This is a genomic window from Vibrio sp. 1F279, from assembly GCF_041439815.1.
GTDB classification, from domain to species: Bacteria; Pseudomonadota; Gammaproteobacteria; order Enterobacterales; family Vibrionaceae; genus Vibrio; species Vibrio tasmaniensis_A.
This window is the reverse complement of the sequence record NZ_JBGOOU010000033.1, coordinates 18,308-34,825: the sequence shown is the minus strand read 5'-3', so window position 1 is coordinate 34,825 and position 16,518 is coordinate 18,308. Positions and strand designations below refer to the sequence as shown.

Annotated in this window: 15 protein-coding genes; 7 read left to right on the top strand and 8 right to left on the bottom strand. The window is 44.7% G+C overall.

Going from position 1 to position 16,518, the window contains the following annotated elements; genetic code table 11:
* Positions 1-135: 135 nt before the first annotated feature.
* From ACED60_RS20030 to ACED60_RS20005, 6 genes are all read right to left on the bottom strand, one after another.
* Complete coding sequence (locus ACED60_RS20030; RefSeq protein ID WP_371728305.1) at positions 136-1,932, bottom strand: M3 family oligoendopeptidase; 1,797 nt, start codon at positions 1,930-1,932, stop codon at positions 136-138.
* A gap of 157 nt (positions 1,933-2,089) precedes the next feature.
* Positions 2,090-2,707, bottom strand: coding sequence for a histidine phosphatase family protein (locus ACED60_RS20025; protein ID WP_371728304.1), 618 nt, complete (start codon positions 2,705-2,707; stop codon positions 2,090-2,092).
* A gap of 9 nt (positions 2,708-2,716) precedes the next feature.
* Positions 2,717-3,319, bottom strand: a complete 603-nt coding sequence (gene cobU, locus ACED60_RS20020; protein ID WP_371728303.1) for a bifunctional adenosylcobinamide kinase/adenosylcobinamide-phosphate guanylyltransferase — start codon at positions 3,317-3,319, stop codon at positions 2,717-2,719.
* Between the two features lie 9 nt (positions 3,320-3,328).
* Positions 3,329-4,135: an adenosylcobinamide-GDP ribazoletransferase gene (locus ACED60_RS20015; protein WP_371728302.1), complete on the bottom strand. Its 807-nt coding sequence runs from the start codon at positions 4,133-4,135 to the stop codon at positions 3,329-3,331.
* On the bottom strand, positions 4,135-5,163 hold the full coding sequence (cobT, locus tag ACED60_RS20010; protein WP_009846936.1) for a nicotinate-nucleotide--dimethylbenzimidazole phosphoribosyltransferase: 1,029 nt from the start codon (positions 5,161-5,163) through the stop codon (positions 4,135-4,137). The genes ACED60_RS20015 and cobT overlap by 1 nt, the downstream gene beginning before the upstream one ends.
* 72 nt (positions 5,164-5,235) lie before the next feature.
* Entirely contained in the window at positions 5,236-5,847 is a 612-nt protein-coding gene (locus tag ACED60_RS20005; RefSeq protein ID WP_371728301.1) for a flavin reductase family protein, read from the bottom strand.
* Positions 5,848-6,515: 668 nt separating this feature from the next.
* Between ACED60_RS20005 and ACED60_RS20000 the strand changes: the two genes are divergently transcribed.
* From ACED60_RS20000 to ACED60_RS19990, 3 genes are all read left to right on the top strand, one after another.
* Positions 6,516-7,211, top strand: coding sequence for an NAD-dependent epimerase/dehydratase family protein (locus ACED60_RS20000; RefSeq protein ID WP_371728300.1), 696 nt, complete (start codon positions 6,516-6,518; stop codon positions 7,209-7,211).
* A 185-nt stretch (positions 7,212-7,396) separates the two neighbouring features.
* Positions 7,397-8,770 carry an L-cystine transporter gene (locus ACED60_RS19995; RefSeq protein ID WP_371728299.1) on the top strand — a complete coding sequence of 458 codons (1,374 nt, stop codon included), beginning with the start codon at positions 7,397-7,399 and terminating at the stop codon, positions 8,768-8,770.
* Between the two features lie 240 nt (positions 8,771-9,010).
* Positions 9,011-9,772 carry a YdcF family protein gene (locus tag ACED60_RS19990; RefSeq protein WP_017102192.1) on the top strand — a complete coding sequence of 254 codons (762 nt, stop codon included), beginning with the start codon at positions 9,011-9,013 and terminating at the stop codon, positions 9,770-9,772.
* Between the two features lie 148 nt (positions 9,773-9,920).
* Here ACED60_RS19990 and ACED60_RS19985 read toward each other — a convergent pair whose 3' ends face one another.
* A complete protein-coding gene (locus ACED60_RS19985) occupies positions 9,921-10,442 on the bottom strand; it encodes a DUF2058 domain-containing protein (RefSeq protein ID WP_371728298.1) in 522 nt (173 codons plus the stop codon).
* Between the two features lie 415 nt (positions 10,443-10,857).
* Here ACED60_RS19985 and ACED60_RS19980 point away from each other — a divergent pair, with 415 nt between their 5' ends.
* Both ACED60_RS19980 and ACED60_RS19975 read left to right on the top strand, forming a co-directional pair.
* Positions 10,858-12,192: a sphingomyelin phosphodiesterase gene (locus tag ACED60_RS19980; RefSeq protein WP_371728297.1), complete on the top strand. Its 1,335-nt coding sequence runs from the start codon at positions 10,858-10,860 to the stop codon at positions 12,190-12,192.
* A gap of 39 nt (positions 12,193-12,231) precedes the next feature.
* Complete coding sequence (locus tag ACED60_RS19975; protein WP_371728317.1) at positions 12,232-13,182, top strand: chromosome partitioning protein ParA; 951 nt, start codon at positions 12,232-12,234, stop codon at positions 13,180-13,182.
* 4 nt (positions 13,183-13,186) lie between these two features.
* Here the strand turns inward: ACED60_RS19975 and ACED60_RS19970 are convergent, their stop codons facing one another.
* Positions 13,187-14,221 (bottom strand): AraC family transcriptional regulator, encoded by a 1,035-nt coding sequence (locus ACED60_RS19970; RefSeq protein ID WP_102534796.1) that lies wholly within the window; start codon positions 14,219-14,221, stop codon positions 13,187-13,189.
* Positions 14,222-14,390: 169 nt separating this feature from the next.
* Between ACED60_RS19970 and ACED60_RS19965 the strand changes: the two genes are divergently transcribed.
* Together ACED60_RS19965 and ACED60_RS19960 are read left to right on the top strand one after the other, a co-directional pair.
* Positions 14,391-15,404: a DUF2804 domain-containing protein gene (locus ACED60_RS19965; RefSeq protein ID WP_102534797.1), complete on the top strand. Its 1,014-nt coding sequence runs from the start codon at positions 14,391-14,393 to the stop codon at positions 15,402-15,404.
* An 87-nt stretch (positions 15,405-15,491) separates the two neighbouring features.
* On the top strand, positions 15,492-16,340 hold the full coding sequence (locus ACED60_RS19960; RefSeq protein ID WP_371728296.1) for a sterol desaturase family protein: 849 nt from the start codon (positions 15,492-15,494) through the stop codon (positions 16,338-16,340).
* Positions 16,341-16,518: the final 178 nt, after the last annotated feature.

The following is a 16,518-nucleotide window of genomic DNA, read 5'->3' as shown; positions in this document are numbered from 1 at the left end:
ACTTTACTAACCGACATCTGTTCCAAATAATTTCACCTATTTAGAACAACTTTTGGTTATCTCTGTTTATATCAGCAAGATAAGAGCCACGTAAGCTAACACAGCTCTTACCTACCATGAACAGATTGAGATCAATTAATCTTCCTGATCGAGCAATCTTTCAAATTCATCGATTTGAACTTTGACCATGTCGATGCTTTGTTGCCAAAAGTCAGCTTGAGTCAGGTCCATTCCCAAGTGTTTTTGAACGACTTCTTCCGCCATCATGCTGCCCGTATCACGAAGCAAGGAAACGTAATCACCGTAGAATTGTTCGCCCTTAGCATCGCGCTGAGCGTAAACACCTTTACTGAACAGGTAACCGAACAGGTATGGGTAGTTGTAGAAGCTCACTTGAGAGATGCTGAAGTGCAGTTTGCTTGCCCAGAAGTAAGGGGCGGCTTCTGTCATTGCATCGCCATACCACTCCTTCCAAGTGGTTTCCATCAAGTCACACAGCTGCTGAGCCGTTAGCTCACCTTTTTCACGCTGCTCATAGAAGGCTTTCTCAAACTCGAAACGTACTGGAATGTTTACCATCAAAGCGAGTGAAGAAGAAAGCTCTTCCCACAGCATTTCAAGTTTCTCATTGCGTGTTTGTGCTTGTTTTAACAAGTGGTCACGAACGATGTTTTCAGCAAAGATTGAAGCGGTTTCTGCTAGAGTCATTGGGTAGCGTGTCTGACACAAAGGCATGTCCTTCATCACCCAGTTATGGAACGCATGGCCTAGCTCGTGCGCCAATGTCATTAAGTCTGAGCGGCTACCGCTCCATGTCATGAACACAAGAGGTGTACGTGTCGCAGCAAACTTGGTGCAGTACGCACCTAGACGTTTGTTGGCAGCTGGTGCGGCATCAATCCAACCGTTCTCAACCATTAATGCGACAAAATCAGCCATCTCTGGATTGACTTCAGCAAAAGCGGTTTTGATCACTTCAATCGCTTCATCAAATGAATAAACCTTAGATTCGCTGCCACCCAGTGGAGGCATCGCGGCTAAATGGTTCCAAGGCTTCATTTCATCAAGCCCGTGAACTCTTGCCATTAACAGACCTGCTTTCTGGCCTACTTCGCGATTTGCCTTTGCTACCGACATCATGGTGTCTAGCGTTTCAGGTACGATGCGGCTGGCGTGTAGGCTTGGATCAAGGAAATGTACGTCGCTTATTTTCGAGCGCTTTTTGTTCTCTGTCAGTCGCCAACCCGCAAGCGCATTTAGAATTGAAGCAAAAGACTCTTGGTGCGTCTCCATTGCGCCTTGGACTGCGCGCCATGCCGGTTCTTGTTTGTCGAATTCGCTGCCGTACAACAAGCTCGCAGCTTGTGAAAAACCTAGCGCTTCGTCTTCACCGTTCAGCTTTAGCGACAGTTTTAAAGAACCGGTTAAGTTATCGTACAAACGACCCCATCCATCACGGCCATCAACCTTCATCGCGGCCAATAACTGCTCTTCAGCAACACTAAGGCGGCTGCTTGATAACTTACGCGAGCTTTCAATCGCAAAGCGTTGTCCTGCTACATCTGCGCTGTCATGCTCTAAAACTGCATCAATAAACTCTGGTTCTGCGTGGATTAGCGTGTCTTCATAAGGGCTGAACGCTTGAGACATTTCAGAATTCAGTTTCGCAACTCGACCAAGCAGTGCTTTGGCTTCTGTGTGTGTCGCGTCTACCGATGCGTGGCAGTTAGCGAAGGTGTTGATTGTACTCAGTAACGTGCCTGCCGCTTCAGAAGTTTGAATGGCGTTTTGCATCGCTAGGATAATATGACGCTTTTCAACGTGTAGGTACAACAGCTCAATGCACTGCTGGATGAGTTCAATGTCCTGCTCGATTTTTGCATCATCAAGATCACGATAAGCAATGCTTAGATCCCAACTCGGTGTTGTCATGACTAAATTCCTTTCACGTAGGTAGTAATACCAATCTGGTATAGCGGCTGTAAACGCCGCTTTATACTTCTATTTCTGTTTCTGTTTCTGTTTCTGTTTCTGTTTCAATTTACAGGTCCAATAGATTGTTAACTCTTAAACTGTGTTTTTTGAACACTCAGAGAACAGGTAGCCCTATCGATTTGACACTGGTAAAGCTCTGCGCAAACTGAGTGATTTGAATATGAGTTATCGACGCGTTTTCTATCGATAGCTTCGAGTACAAACTCGGATTTTTCCAATCGATATCAAGGCAGTGCGCTAACAATATGCGAATCACACCACCATGAGTAACCAATAATAGATTGTCACTTGGATCGTCCAAAAGTTGCGACCAAGCTTGAGTTACTCTGTCGTGGAAGCTCTGTAAACTTTCTGCACCAGTCAGTTGATGATTAGCAGGATCTTGCCAAAAGGTTTCTAGCATTCCCCACTTGTCTTCAAGCTCATCAAATGGGACACCATCAACGTCACCGAAGTTCATTTCCTGAAAGTCTGGTGCTACAGATAAAGTCACAGACATACGCTGTGCGTATCTGTTTGCGAGGTCGCTGCATCGCCTTAATGGTGAGGTAACCACGCAATCAAAGGCAATATCTTGTTTTATCAGCGCCCCACATATCCGATCTTGAAGATCAGGATTAACCAACACATCAGATAAACCATTAAGTGCCGCTTCGCCTTCGACCTTGCCATGTCTTAATAAATAGATGTTTTTAGTTGTTCCATTAACCATGTGTGCGACCTAGCCTTGAGTATCAAGCAAGTGATTAGATGGTTTTAAGTGCAGCGGCAATCCGGCAGCAACCAGCGTGACGCGTTCAACGACGCGAGCTAGCGCTTGGTTCATTCGTCCTGCATTGTCCACAAACAAGCGCGACACTTTCCCCAGCGGCACCACACCTAAACCGACTTCGTTAGAAACCATGATAATTTGCGCTGGGCTTTGCTCTACGCTTTTCACTAAAACTTCAACCACGGCCTCAACCTGTTCATTGGTCGCATCATCACCCAACTCAAAAATAATGTTGTTCAACCACAAAGTTAGGCAGTCAATCAACACCACATCGTTTTGACCAAAAGACAGCAGTTTTTCGGCTAATTCAACAGGGGCTTCATGCTCAATCCACAGCTCACCACGACGTTGTTTATGGTGCACAATTCTCTCACGCATTTCGTCGTCCAAATAAGTGGCCGTCGCAATATAGTTGAGGCGCCCATTTGAACATGCTTCAAGCGCACATAATGCCTGTTGTTCTGCAAAACTCGACTTACCAGAACGAGCCCCACCCAATACCAAATGGCTATTTCGCTGATTTACTTGATTAATTTGATTCGTGTTTGTCATAGGAGCCTGTTATAGAAAACCATTGTAAAAAGCAGTAATGAACACAAGGTAAATCAGCAACTCCATCAACTGTTGAGCCGCACCCAAGCAGTCGCCAGTAAAGCCGCCAATTCGAGCCAATAACCATTTTTTGAAACCTAATCTAAACAGATAGGCGACGACAGATAAAACCAAAGCGAGCTCAAGACCAAACCACAAGCTAGGCAGAACGCCCACAAGCAATAAAAAGACAAGTTCACCTTTAGTTTGCTTGTTCGCCAATGGCTTACTTTTACTGGTATCTAAATCGCTAACGTAAGGCATGTCGTAAATCAGTGATGCAGCAATTGCACGGCTAAAGGTATAACTGGTCACGATAACCATAAACAAATTTGTCATATTCGCTAGTTCGTTTAATAGAACCCACTTGCCAAGCAGAGCCATAACCAGTGCAGACGCGCCATAAGTACCAATTCGACTGTCTTTCATGATGGTCAAACGGCGTTCTAAGGTCATGCCGCCGCCAATACCATCCGCCATATCGGTTAAGCCGTCTTCATGGAAAGCACCGGTTAGCATCAAGCTAAAACTCATCATTGAAAAGATGGCCACTGTACTTGGCAGTATGACATCGAGTAGCAAGAACACACCGCCACACAAAACACCAAGTAATAATCCAATCGTTGAAAAGTAGCGACCAGAACGGTTCATTCGCTCTTCTGAATAAGGCGTATTCTTCGGCATCGGCAAACGAGAAAAGAAACCCATCGCCAACGAAAAAAGTTCCCATTGGTATGTGATGCTATCTTTCAACGATCTTTTTGGTGCATCACTCATTAAACCGTGACTCCAGCACTCGCAAAACTCGCCATGTTGTTATAGAACTCTGCCGCCGCACGAATTATTGGCATAGCTAGCGCAGCACCTGTGCCCTCGCCCAATCTCAATCCAAGATCGAGCAGTGGCTCAGCGTCTAGCAGCTCTAATAGAATCTTGTGCCCCGACTCTTCAGAGCGATGAGCAAAGATCATGTAATCACGGCAACTCGGTTCAATTAGAGTCGCGACATACGCCGCAACCGACACGATAAAACCATCGACCAACACAGGGGTTCTGTTTTCGTAAGCGCCAAGGAAGCCCCCCACCATTTGAACTATTTCATAACCGCCGACTTGGCTTAACACCTCTTTTGCGTCAGGATTTATGCAACGAGCAACACCTTGCTTAACCACCGCCACTTTACGTGCAAGCTGTTCATTGTTGATACCAGTGCCTAAACCAACACACTCATCTGCAGTTCGGTTTGCTAGCGCACTTAAGATGGCAGACGCGCTGCTGGTATTGCCGATGCCCATTTCACCAAACATGATGATATTCGTGCCATTCGAAATGGTTCTAGATACAAGCTCAGTTCCCAGTTCAATCCCACGTTCAACAGTTTCTAAACTCATTGCCGCTTCATTGGCAAAGTTATTGGTTCGCGTACCTAAGCGCTGAGAAATCAACATGTCGCTGTCAGATTCAACAGGCAACAAAATCCCAGTGTCCACGACTGTAATTTCGACGTTGTTTACCGCACAAAAGCAATTAATCGCTGCGCCACCGCTTAAGAAGTTCAACACCATCTGTTGCGTGACGGCACTTGGAGCAATACTCACACCTTCATCTGCTATGCCATGGTCGCCAGCAAAAATGATGATACGTGGCTTATTCAATTCGATGTGCTCAACCGCAGTTTCTTTGCCTTGGCTCTGAATCAATGCCAGTTGATGTGCGACTTTTTCTAGTAAGCCAAGCGCACCGAGTGGCTTGGTTTTTTGGTCAATTCGGTGTTGGATGTACTGCGAGTATTGGGTATCTAACATAAGTTTAGGAACACTTAAATTTAAGGTAATGGATTTCTAGGGCTGCGATTCTGCTTAAGCTAAATCGTTACACTATTTAGGGCGTGCAACAGAGAACACATTGGAAAGCGTCGCGTATTCACCGCCACCAAGTCGAGATAAAGGGTCCAATGCCAACGCGTCAATCTTAAGACGTTCACTCTCTTGATCAATCACATCTTCGGAGATGTACACAGTTTCGACTTGAGCAAAGATAAGGCTTTGTGGCACCTCTCCCACTTCTTTTACTTCGTACAAGGTGCAACCAAAAGCGACCGCGCACTCTTTTGCTCTCGGTAAAGAAAAGCCCTCGAATTCAACCAGTTCAATATTATTCGCGGTAACTTCAGAGTCACCATGATCGAGTGTTGCTGCTGTTGCCGTCATTATTTCTGCAGAACTTGAAGAAGCAATGTGAATCACTAGCTTACCCGTTTCAAGGGCATTACGGGTGGTATCTTTGATTTCGCCCGACGGCTTTTTCCCAACTGATAACATCAGTAGCGGCGGATTGCTGGAAACAGGCGTGAAATAAGAGAAAGGCGCTAGGTTGTACTCTTGTTCAGAAGATTCCGTCAATGCCCACGCAATCGGGCGAGGAACAACGGTTTGTGTCATCAGGTGATAAATCTGAGTGGGAGCAAGAGTATCAAGCTTGAGGTTCATAGCACGTCCTTGGTCTATGTGAATTACGACTCAGTTTACGTGTTAAGCAATGCTGTATCTATGCCTAATCAACAGAAACCGTAGAGAGTGTTCTTAATTTAAACAGATCACACTGGTTTTTTCTCAAATTGACAATCAAATTGACGAACCCTAAAACACCTACAATACTGATAATAGATTTATCAGTAACTTACATTTTGGCATCGTTTATGCTTTATCTAAAGTACTTGTTAATCTCTCCATTGATAAGTACCCATACAGTGAATGCCCACAACACTGACGCTACACAAAGAAAGACAATCGATTGAAAGACAAAACCAAACAATGATTTAGGAGGTGGAATGATTCCAAACTCAAGTAAAAGAAAACCAAATAAATCGAGTAAGAAAACCAGTAAAAAGGTAAGGAAAATCCCACTCTCCTTCACCTAATAGCTATCGAAGCAATAAGACAACAAAGTAGCAAAGCAAATAACAAGCCCGTCGCCCAGCGGGCTTTGTTATCTTTAACACCTTAATTGAGGTTTACCTAGCTAAGCACATACCTTCCGTATAAAAGCCCATCATCAAACCCCATCTTCCTAACGCTCATTCATGAAACTTTTGTTCGCTTAAAATTCAAACACTGTTTATATTAAACAAGCACTTGTAGAGCGAGTAAGGGATAGAATGAGTATTAATGGAGATAAAACATCGGTTGTTATAGCTGGTGCGACAGGGCTAATTGGTCATCATGTCCTGAGACTGCTCATTAACGAGCCCGCTGTCGAACACATCTATGCTTTGTCACGAAGAGCATTAGGTGAAGAATTTCACTCCAACAAACTCGATACACTCATCCACAACGATCTACAAGTAACGAGTTGGGACGACACCAAAGCGACGCCCAACTTAGGCATTATCTGCTTAGGCACAACCAAGAAAAAAGCAGGTTCAAAAGAAGCGCTGCGAAAGATCGATGTAGAACTGGTTAGCCAAGTGGCACAGTCGATGAAATTCCTTGGAGTTCAACGTGTCGCAGTCGTTTCTAGCTATGGCGCTTCGCCAGACTCCTATTCACACTACCTGCGCTGTAAGGGACAAATGGAGCAAAACCTAAAACGTATTGGCTTCAAGCAGCTCTTCATCGCTCGTCCAGGCCCGCTGGTGGGTGAACGTGCCGAACCCAGAACTGATGAAAAACTCCTACAAAGAGTCTTCCCTTTAATATCTCCGTTAATGTTTGGAAAATTCAAAAACCTACGCCCTATCCAATCGGAAGATGTAGCGAAAGCAATATTATTCCGATTGTTCGAAAATAATTTTCAAAGTCTAGAAATTTACACTTCGACTGACATGCTTAATTTATTAGCGAAATATCGTTAAAACGTCTACCTATTCACCACAATGTTGAATATCCATCCAACCCATTGGGTGGATATTACTAATCGTTCTAATAAATTACTTTTCCTTATTTTACGTTTTGTTACAGGTCGCTATTTTAGCTAACAGTATTTGCGCCCATATATCTAAGCGCCCTATCGATTCATGGTTATTCATAAGGAAAAACAATGTCATTTTCAGCTATCGCTGCCTTAGCGGTATTCACTGGTATCCTCTTTTTTCTCTACGGACAGCAGAAAAAAGAACACACACTTTCTCGCCTCGTTTTACTCGGTTTAGTTTTCGGTAGTGCTTTTGGCCTTGGTCTTCAACTGCTATTTGGTGAAGGCAATCCTGTTATCAAAGAGACGCTCGACTGGGTAAACATTGTCGGTCGTGGTTACGTTGGCCTACTAAAAATGGTCATCATGCCATTGGTGTTAGTTTCAATGATTGCGGCAGTAGTGAAGCTTGAGAAAGGCGGCTCACTAGGTAAGATTTCTGGCATCACCATTTCTGTGTTGCTAGCAACAACGGCAATTTCTGCGATTGTTGGTATTGTTGTAACACAAGCATTCGGCTTGTCGGCTGAAGGTTTAACTGAAGGCGCTCGTGAAACAGCACGTATCGCAACACTAGAAAGCCGCATCGGCAGCGTTTCAGATCTAACGATTCCACAAATGCTGGTTAGCTTTATTCCGACTAACCCATTTGCAGACCTAACAGGGGCTCGCTCTACTTCTATCATCGCGGTAGTTATCTTTGGCGTGCTAACGGGTATTGCTGCTCGTAAGGTGATGGCAGAGAAAGAAGAATTAGAATCTCCAATCCGTACGTTCGTTGAAGCGGCTCAATCTATCGTTATGCGCTTAGTTAAGATGATCATGGCACTAACGCCATACGGCATCGCAGCATTAATGGCGAAGGTAGTCGCAACGTCAAGTGCTTCTGACATCCTAAGCCTATTGGGCTTCATCGTTGCTTCTTACGTCGCTATTATCCTGATGTTCGTCGTTCACGGTGTGTTGGTTTCTTTTGTTGGTGTCAACCCGAAAGAGTACTTCCAAAAGATCTGGCCAGTACTGACGTTCGCTTTCACGTCTCGTAGCTCTGCAGCAACTATTCCCCTGAACGTTGAAGCTCAAATCACTAAGTTAAACGTACCACCAGCGATTGCTAACCTGTCTGCGTCTTTCGGTGCAACAATTGGTCAAAATGGTTGTGCGGGTATTTACCCTGCAATGCTTGCAGTTATGGTTGCGCCTACGGTTGGTATCGACCCAATGGACATTAACTTCATTCTGTCTCTGATTGCTATTATCACAGTGAGCTCATTTGGTATTGCCGGCGTTGGTGGCGGTGCAACTTTCGCTGCACTTATCGTACTACCCGCGATGGGTCTTCCTGTGACTATCGCAGCACTGCTTATCTCTATCGAGCCACTTATCGATATGGCACGTACTGCGCTTAACGTATCTGGTGCAATGACAGCTGGTACAATCACAAGCCGCCTATTGGCTAAAAAGGACAAGCAGCAAGATTTGGAACAAGCGAACGCTTAATGGGTTCGATTGATCCAATAACTTGAGTCTCGTTAAACAAAAACCGATGCACATGCGTCGGTTTTTTATTGCTTATTAGTTTTGTTTATTACTTTACGACCATCCACATTCTATAACGCAAAACTCTATATTTGTTCAATAGTACAATAAGTTAGCCATGAAACATCAGCCAAACTGATATATGATGCACCGCTTCAATATGTCACATCATTCTGGCACCCGTTCGATAACAGGATCCTCATGAGCTTTATTATATTATTACTTCTTCTAGTCTTCGTTGGCGTTACACGTTTATTTCAGTGGCGAAAAACCTCTAGTTTTATCAAACTTCTTCTTCTCTCTTTATTTATATTGATTGGTTCGGGTTTAATCCCTCGCTATCTACTAAACGACCTGCAAGCCAATTATGAGCGCAAACCTGACATTCAGTGGACCTCTCACAATGCCATTGTCTTGCTTGGTGCTGGTACTCAACTCATCGCAAGTACACAAGAATTTGAGCCGACCTTTTTCTCGTTCGGTCGCATCAATGAAACGGCAAGCCAATATAAAAACTGTGCGAAGGCTCAAACCATATGCAAAGTGATTGTTAGTGGTGGAGATGCACAAAATAATGGTGTAACCGAAGCGGAAGTTTATCAACAGCAGTTGCTTAGACTCGGCGTTCCACTAGCCGATATCATTCAAGAATCGAATAGCGTCAACACTTGGAAAAACGCGCAGCTCACCAGTGACCTAATGAAGCATCACCAGTTCGACAACATTGTTCTTGTTTCATCAGGCCTACATATTCGTCGTAGTGAACTCTACTTTAATCATTTTGGATTAAACGTCGTCCCAGTACGAGCCGACTACATGGCTGCTCAAATTTCATGGTTACCATTGTGGTACAACTTCGCAGTTACAGACTTTGCATTGCATGAACAATTGGGTTTTGCTCGTTACAACCTTTACAACTTTATGGGTTGGAACAGCAAACGTGAGAAGCCCGGAGACGCCTGATCGCTTCAACCATGACCTAACTAGTTAGCTAGTTAGTGGTCATTTAGTATCTAGAAGATTCACAGCTCATAAACAAAAAATGCAGCCACAATCGAAGGATTGTCAGCTGCATTTTTAATTCGTGCTTCTACTCAGTACTAACGGGCAATTACCACATTAGATCATCTGGGATCACGAAGTCTTTGTACGGGTCATCTTCGTCTACTTCGTCTGCGCTACCTGCCTGCGTATCAACGATAGATTCTTCGTCGCGCATAGCAATCTTGTTCGCTACTGCTGTTGGAATAACAACGTAGCTCTCGCCTTGACGAGCAATACTTAGAATGCCTTTACTTAGTTGCTTTTGAGTCAGCTCTTCTACGTAAAGGTATTTAACTAGCGTACCGTCGGTGAAGTTGTATTTGATCTCACCGTTCTTCTGTTCGATCTTGTTCATCTCAATCAGTTGCTTCACTTGAGCTTTAATTTCTTTGCTCAACTGCTGTTCTTTCAACTGTTGGTTTAACTCTTTGTCTTTCGCTTGCTGCGCCAGTTTAGTTTCTTCTGCTGCCGCTTTTGCTTCACGAGACTGAACGCGAGACTTTTTAGAGCCCTTCTTCGCCTTCTTTAATTTTTTCTCATTTACCAAGCCAGCTTTAAGCATTTGCTCTTGGAGTGTTAACTTTGCCATGACTTTCCCAGTTCAAGATTAAAAACGACACTATCATACCTGTTTTTGAGGTTTCTGTTTACTGAACAAGAATAAATTACAGAACAATCGCAAAATTTGTGCTGATAGCTCTAAGCTGTGTCCATATTCCCTTCCAGTTGCTCACAACCTCTGCTCTCCCCGAACAAACAGTTTTCGTTTAAGCACGCCAACATTGGCTGATCTACCGACTCAAAACCATTACCTGATTCTATTATTCGCGCGCGTACCATTTATCATTCCAACAAGACAATATGTTAATTTTCAATGGTTAATCAATTTTATAAAACCTTGGCATATATCTCATATTTGAATAAATGCCATAGAGTTATAACTCCAATGTCATAACTCTTGACTACGTTATTCTAGACATCAATCAATAAGGATAACGTAAACGATGAAAACTCAATGGACTTGGTTAGCTGCACTTGTGGCATCCACATCAATCGCTTCGACCTCTGCGATCGCAGATACCGACGTGTATCTCACCAATAACACCAATCAAGTGATGACCATTCAAGCCAACCACACTGGGACCGACTTGCTTCAACTCGGTGATGAGTGGCAACAGCATGTTGAACAGATTGGTCCTTGGGAGACGAAGAAGCTGATCAGTTTTAACCGCTGGACTGGTGTGAAATCTGGGAAGACCTATGAGTTTGACACTGTGGTATCGAACGCTGTGGGTGAGAGTGTCACGCTCAACCAAACCATGAAGGGTCATTGGTACAACTCGACACTGCAACATGGTTTAAGCGCCGCAGACGTCAACCTAACGTTGCATGACGACCGTAATATTCATCGCAGCACAACCGATGCGTTCGGGGTCAATGCAGAGCTAGCACTTAAAGCCGATTCTACGGCGCGCTACGATGATATTTATTACACCATCACTCCACCAAAAGTGGATGAGCAACCAGAGCCAAATGCCAATACACTCAAAGTCATGACTTATAACATCTGGGCACTGCCTGCCATCGCTTCGCATATTGGTGACCGCTATGACCTGATCCCTCAATACGTAAAGGGCTATGACGTGTTGGCGCTACAAGAGGTGTTTGCTAACGGCAGAGATGAATTCTTGCGTGAACTTGCAAAAGAGTATCCTTATCAAACCAAAATGCTCGATAAAGATGGGATTAACATCTATGACGGCGGTGTGATAATTGTGAGCCGCTACCCTATTGTCAACGAAGCGCAATACGTGTTCCCTGATTGTACAGGCACAGATTGTTTCGCTGATAAAGGCGTGAATTACGCTGAAGTCATCAAAAACGGTCAGGCTTACCACGTGTTTGGCACTCACACCGCATCATTCGATACGGACACCGCTCGTGACTACCGACAACGTCAATTCAAGCAGATGCGTCAGCTTGCTCAATCACTGGAAATACCAACCTCTGAAACGGTTATTTACAGCGGTGACTTCAACGTGAACAAGCTGAAGTTCCCAGACGACTACCAACAAATGTTCGCTAACCTGCAGGCTGATGAACCAACATACTCAGGTTACACCGCTTCTACCTTTGACCCACGCATCAACAACTTTGCGGGCGAACCTATGTCGGGTGGCGAGAACGTTGAGTATCTCGATTATGTGGTAGTGAGCTCGGAATATGCCGCCAAAGCTCATAATGACAATCGCGTGTATGTCCCAAGATCAACAAGCAGTGAGTTATGGAAGCACTACAACCTTTCAGACCACTTCCCTGTTAGCGCTGTCATCAAGTAACTCGGTGAATCCATAATGCATCGAGTTATATTAATCCTAGTGCTCGTCTTAACGGCGAGCATTGTTGGCTATTCGTGGTCATCAAAATCCACTGAAACACCGCTATCTTCTGCTCAACACACAGGACCTAAGCCGCGTGTTTCTGCGACAACTGCTGAAGATAATTTCACACCAACTGCAACCGCCAGTTCGGGAAATGCAGCATCACAGAATAAACAAGCCGAAGCTGAATCATCGGGCGGGGAAACGAATGCTGAAAACTTAAGCGAACTTGAAGGTAAAGCTCTATTCGATGAACTCGATGGGTTCTGGGCGCTTTGCCAACAACGCGATGACTGCACTGAGCAACTCGCACGATTGAAATCAGAATTGCCGAGCATATGGTTTGAGTTACTGAGCGACTATCCGCAGTTATCAGTCGACTGGCAATTAGCCCAAAGTACCATCCCACTTGAATCCATAGAGACTCTTGAAGATCGTGTTGCCTTATTCAAGCAGTCTGCACAGCAAATATGGGGCGAGTTGGCCCACCAGCTATTCGCAGACCAGTTTGCGCATCTAGATTTTACGCTCGACGCAAACACCCTTAAAGAAAACGAAGCGAGCCAGTTTTTGGCCAACTATCAAGATTTGCTTAGTGAATGGCAAAACAATACGGACACGTTAAACGCCGAAACACAGCTTCAAAAATATGAATTGGCAGTCTCTTTGATACCCAGCAGCTATAGCCCTGCTGAGATAGTATCAGTCAAAGCCGACCTTCAAGATGCCTACTTAGATGAAGCGAAGGCTAGCAACATTGCCGCGCGAGAACAGCAAGTCGCGCAACAGCAACAAACCGTGATGAGTTATCACGAGCAACTGGATCAGCTCAAAGCGACCTTAGACTTTCAGCGAACCTCAAGTTATGGCACTTGGACTCAACACGATTGGGACAGTTATTATCAGCAGCAAGTATCCGATTTCAGGGAACAGTTTTTTAGCAAGTAACGCTTTAACTTAAACCGTCACGAAACTGCGCGGGCGTCTTATTGAGCCACCCTTTAAACGCCCTCCTGAAATTAGCTGGGTCGCTATAACCGAGCCTTTCACCTATGTCATCGATACTCATGGTTGTGCCGAGTAACAGCTCTTTGGCCAGTTCCACTCGAACTTCGGTAAGCAATATTTGATAACTGGAATCATGGGTCACTAGCTCTCGCCTGAGTGTACGAGAGCTACAACCAAACTCTTCTGCGAGTTGTTCTATAATTGGGAAACTGCCTGCGGTTTGATAAAAGATCGTTTTGATCTGGTTAGTCAGCAGGTGCTCAGAGTCCAGCGTTTCGACTATCGACTGGCAAGACGCAAGATAGCGCTTCAGTGTCGCGGCATCATGAGTCAATAAGGTTTGTGATAAAACCGAGGCATCAAAACGCAGTTCACAATGGCTTTGCTCAAAAATCACCGGGCACTGGAAACGGTCGTCATAGAGCTTGGCGTAGTTAGGGCGAGCATAAGGCAAAGCCAAAGTATGAATATCCAACTCATGACCAGTCAGTTCTTTGAACAAAGAGACGATTGAACTTAAGAAATATTCACTGCAGAAAGGAAGGAGATCACCCACTTCCAAGGTGTTCTCAATCTGAATCACCGCTTGCTCGGAATCTAGAAATAATTTAACCGAGAAAATAGGACCGTTCAGACGCAGATATTTAAAGCCCGACTTGATGGCCTCCCCGACATTTTGACTGGTCGATAGCGCATAACCCAACACACCAAAGTGGCTCAAGCTAGCGTGTTCCCCCAGCCAAAGCCCTAAGCCATCGTGAGGAAAGCTCTGATTCGCCGCGCTAAATAACGAAAGCTTGTCAGCGTAAGTCAACTTTCCATTCCGGTCTCGCCAATCCATGTTCGGCAAACCCACATCATTGAGTAACCTTTCAATATCGAGACCTCGTTGCTCTAACGTATTCAACAGCAGCGCGATATCTAATGTACCCAACTGATGCCGATGTCCGGTCGGCTTATACTCCGCGATAATCTCCAATCGTCTCTCCTTATATCGAGCCCATTCCCATAAACATGACTACTCAGCTTCAACAACACTACTGACAAAATCGTGATTGGTAACGCGCTCTTGTCCGAATATGACCTCCCAATTCTACGCTACTCATCGCACAATGGCTTTAGTTGTTAAATTTATGTGAACTATCGCAATGATAAAAACGAATCCTGCTCCATACAGTTTGATTGATTCTAATGGTCAGCCGATCATTGGGCATTTCGATGGCATCCCAAAGCACCTGAACATCGAGAACTTTGACTACCGAAACTCGATGGATGCAAAAGCAAACTCTTGGCAGAAGCACTTCCACTACAAGCAATTTCAATTTGTCAGTATCGTCACCGAAACGCACATTATCGGCGTGGCAATCGCGGATATTCGCTACTTAGGCTCGGCATTTTGTTATCTGTACGATATTGAAAACAACCATCTAGAAGAGTCATCTTGGTTGAGGCCATTAGGGTTTGATAAACAAGTTACCGCTTCGCCATTTGACGGCACGACAAACATTGCAGGCCAAAGCATCATCTTTAATATTGAAGGCGGACAATGGCAAGTTCGATTGAATACCAAACTCATCAAGGCCGATATCGCTTTAGAGCCTGAAACCGACAGCTTGCCCATGGCGATGTGCAGCCCAACGGGTTATTCAGGTTGGACTTACACTCAAAAGCACAATGCTTTGCGCATCAGCGGTGAAATCCAAATCAAAGGAGAATCACTCGTTCTCCAACAAGCTCGTGCCGGTTATGACTTTTCAGCGGGTTACATGAGGCGTGAGACCAGTTGGCGCTGGGCAAGTATCAACACGCAATCCAATGGCACAGATATTGGCCTAAACCTCGCGGCGGGCGTGAATGAGACTGGAGGCTGCGAAAACGTGTTATGGGTCAATGGAACCAGACACTTGCTTAACCCGGTACAGTTTACGTTCAGTCGCCAAGACACGAACTTGCCTTGGCAGATAACATCACAAGATGAACGTATAAACCTGACCTTTACGCCCTTAAATAACCGCAGCGAAAAGCTCAATTTATGGCTGTTAAAGAGTAACTTTCGTCAGTTCATTGGTCACTTTTCTGGCTCGATTGAAGACAACAATGGAGTGACACATCAACTCGATGGTGTTCTTGGCCTAACAGAAGATCACTTTGCTCGCTGGTAACGTAATTCTGCTGATTGAATCTCAGGCGAGCAAGTCTAAGTAAACTTGATACTAAGAACGCGTATAGCGTCTCAACAAGGATAAAACATGAATATCGACGCATTAATCAATCACCCAGAATGGCTACTGCTGGTATTAGCGCCCTTATTCGTGGTGTGCATGTTGGCTGAGTATTTTATCGGTCAGAAGCAAGGTCGATTGCCAGATAATTCCAGCTATAAACTTTCAGAAGTGATGTGTAACTTCACGCTTGCGGGAATGCATCAACTCTCCGATTTGATCACCGGGTTATTGGTCGTGCAGTTGTATCTCTTGATGTTTGGTTGGCGTTTAATGGACATCGACATGGGCGTGCTGAGTTTCATTGTGTTGATGGTGTTGCAAGACTTTTGCTATTACTGGTTCCATAGAGCAAGCCATCGTGTTCGCTGGATGTGGGCAGCACACGTCGCGCACCACAGCTCAGAACAGATGAACTTCAGTACGGCTTTCCGTCAAAGCTTAATGTACCCACTTGCTGGGATGTGGCTATTCTGGGTACCGTTGGTCATCATAGGTTTTGACCCTAAATGGGTCATCTTTGTGGTGCTTCTGAATCTAGGTTTGCAGTTCTTTGTCCATACACAATGGATACGAAGCTTGGGACCACTTGAATACATCTTTAACACCCCTTCGCATCATCGAGTACATCACGGCAAAAACCCGCAATACATCGATAAGAACTACGCCGGTGTTTTGATCATTTGGGATAAGTTGTTTGGTACGTTCGAACCTGAAATTGAAACCGTGCGTTACGGCGTCACTAAGCCTGTAAACAGTTTTAACCCTATAATCGTCACCTTTCAAGAATGGAAGGCTATATTCAAAGATTTGAGAAACCGAGAGCTAACCATCAAACAGAAAGTCCTGTTGATACTCTCACCTCCATCGGATTAAACGGACGATAGACAGATTGTATTAACTAAGAAACCGCCTCAACTGGATTCAAAGGCATCCCCACCGACTCGATTGAATAGTAAAGCACCGTTTTCCGATAATTTATTTGTGATCTGGGTTGCACGCGTACCGCATACTATCAGATACTGAACAAAACTAACCTTCAGCCACAGTAAAC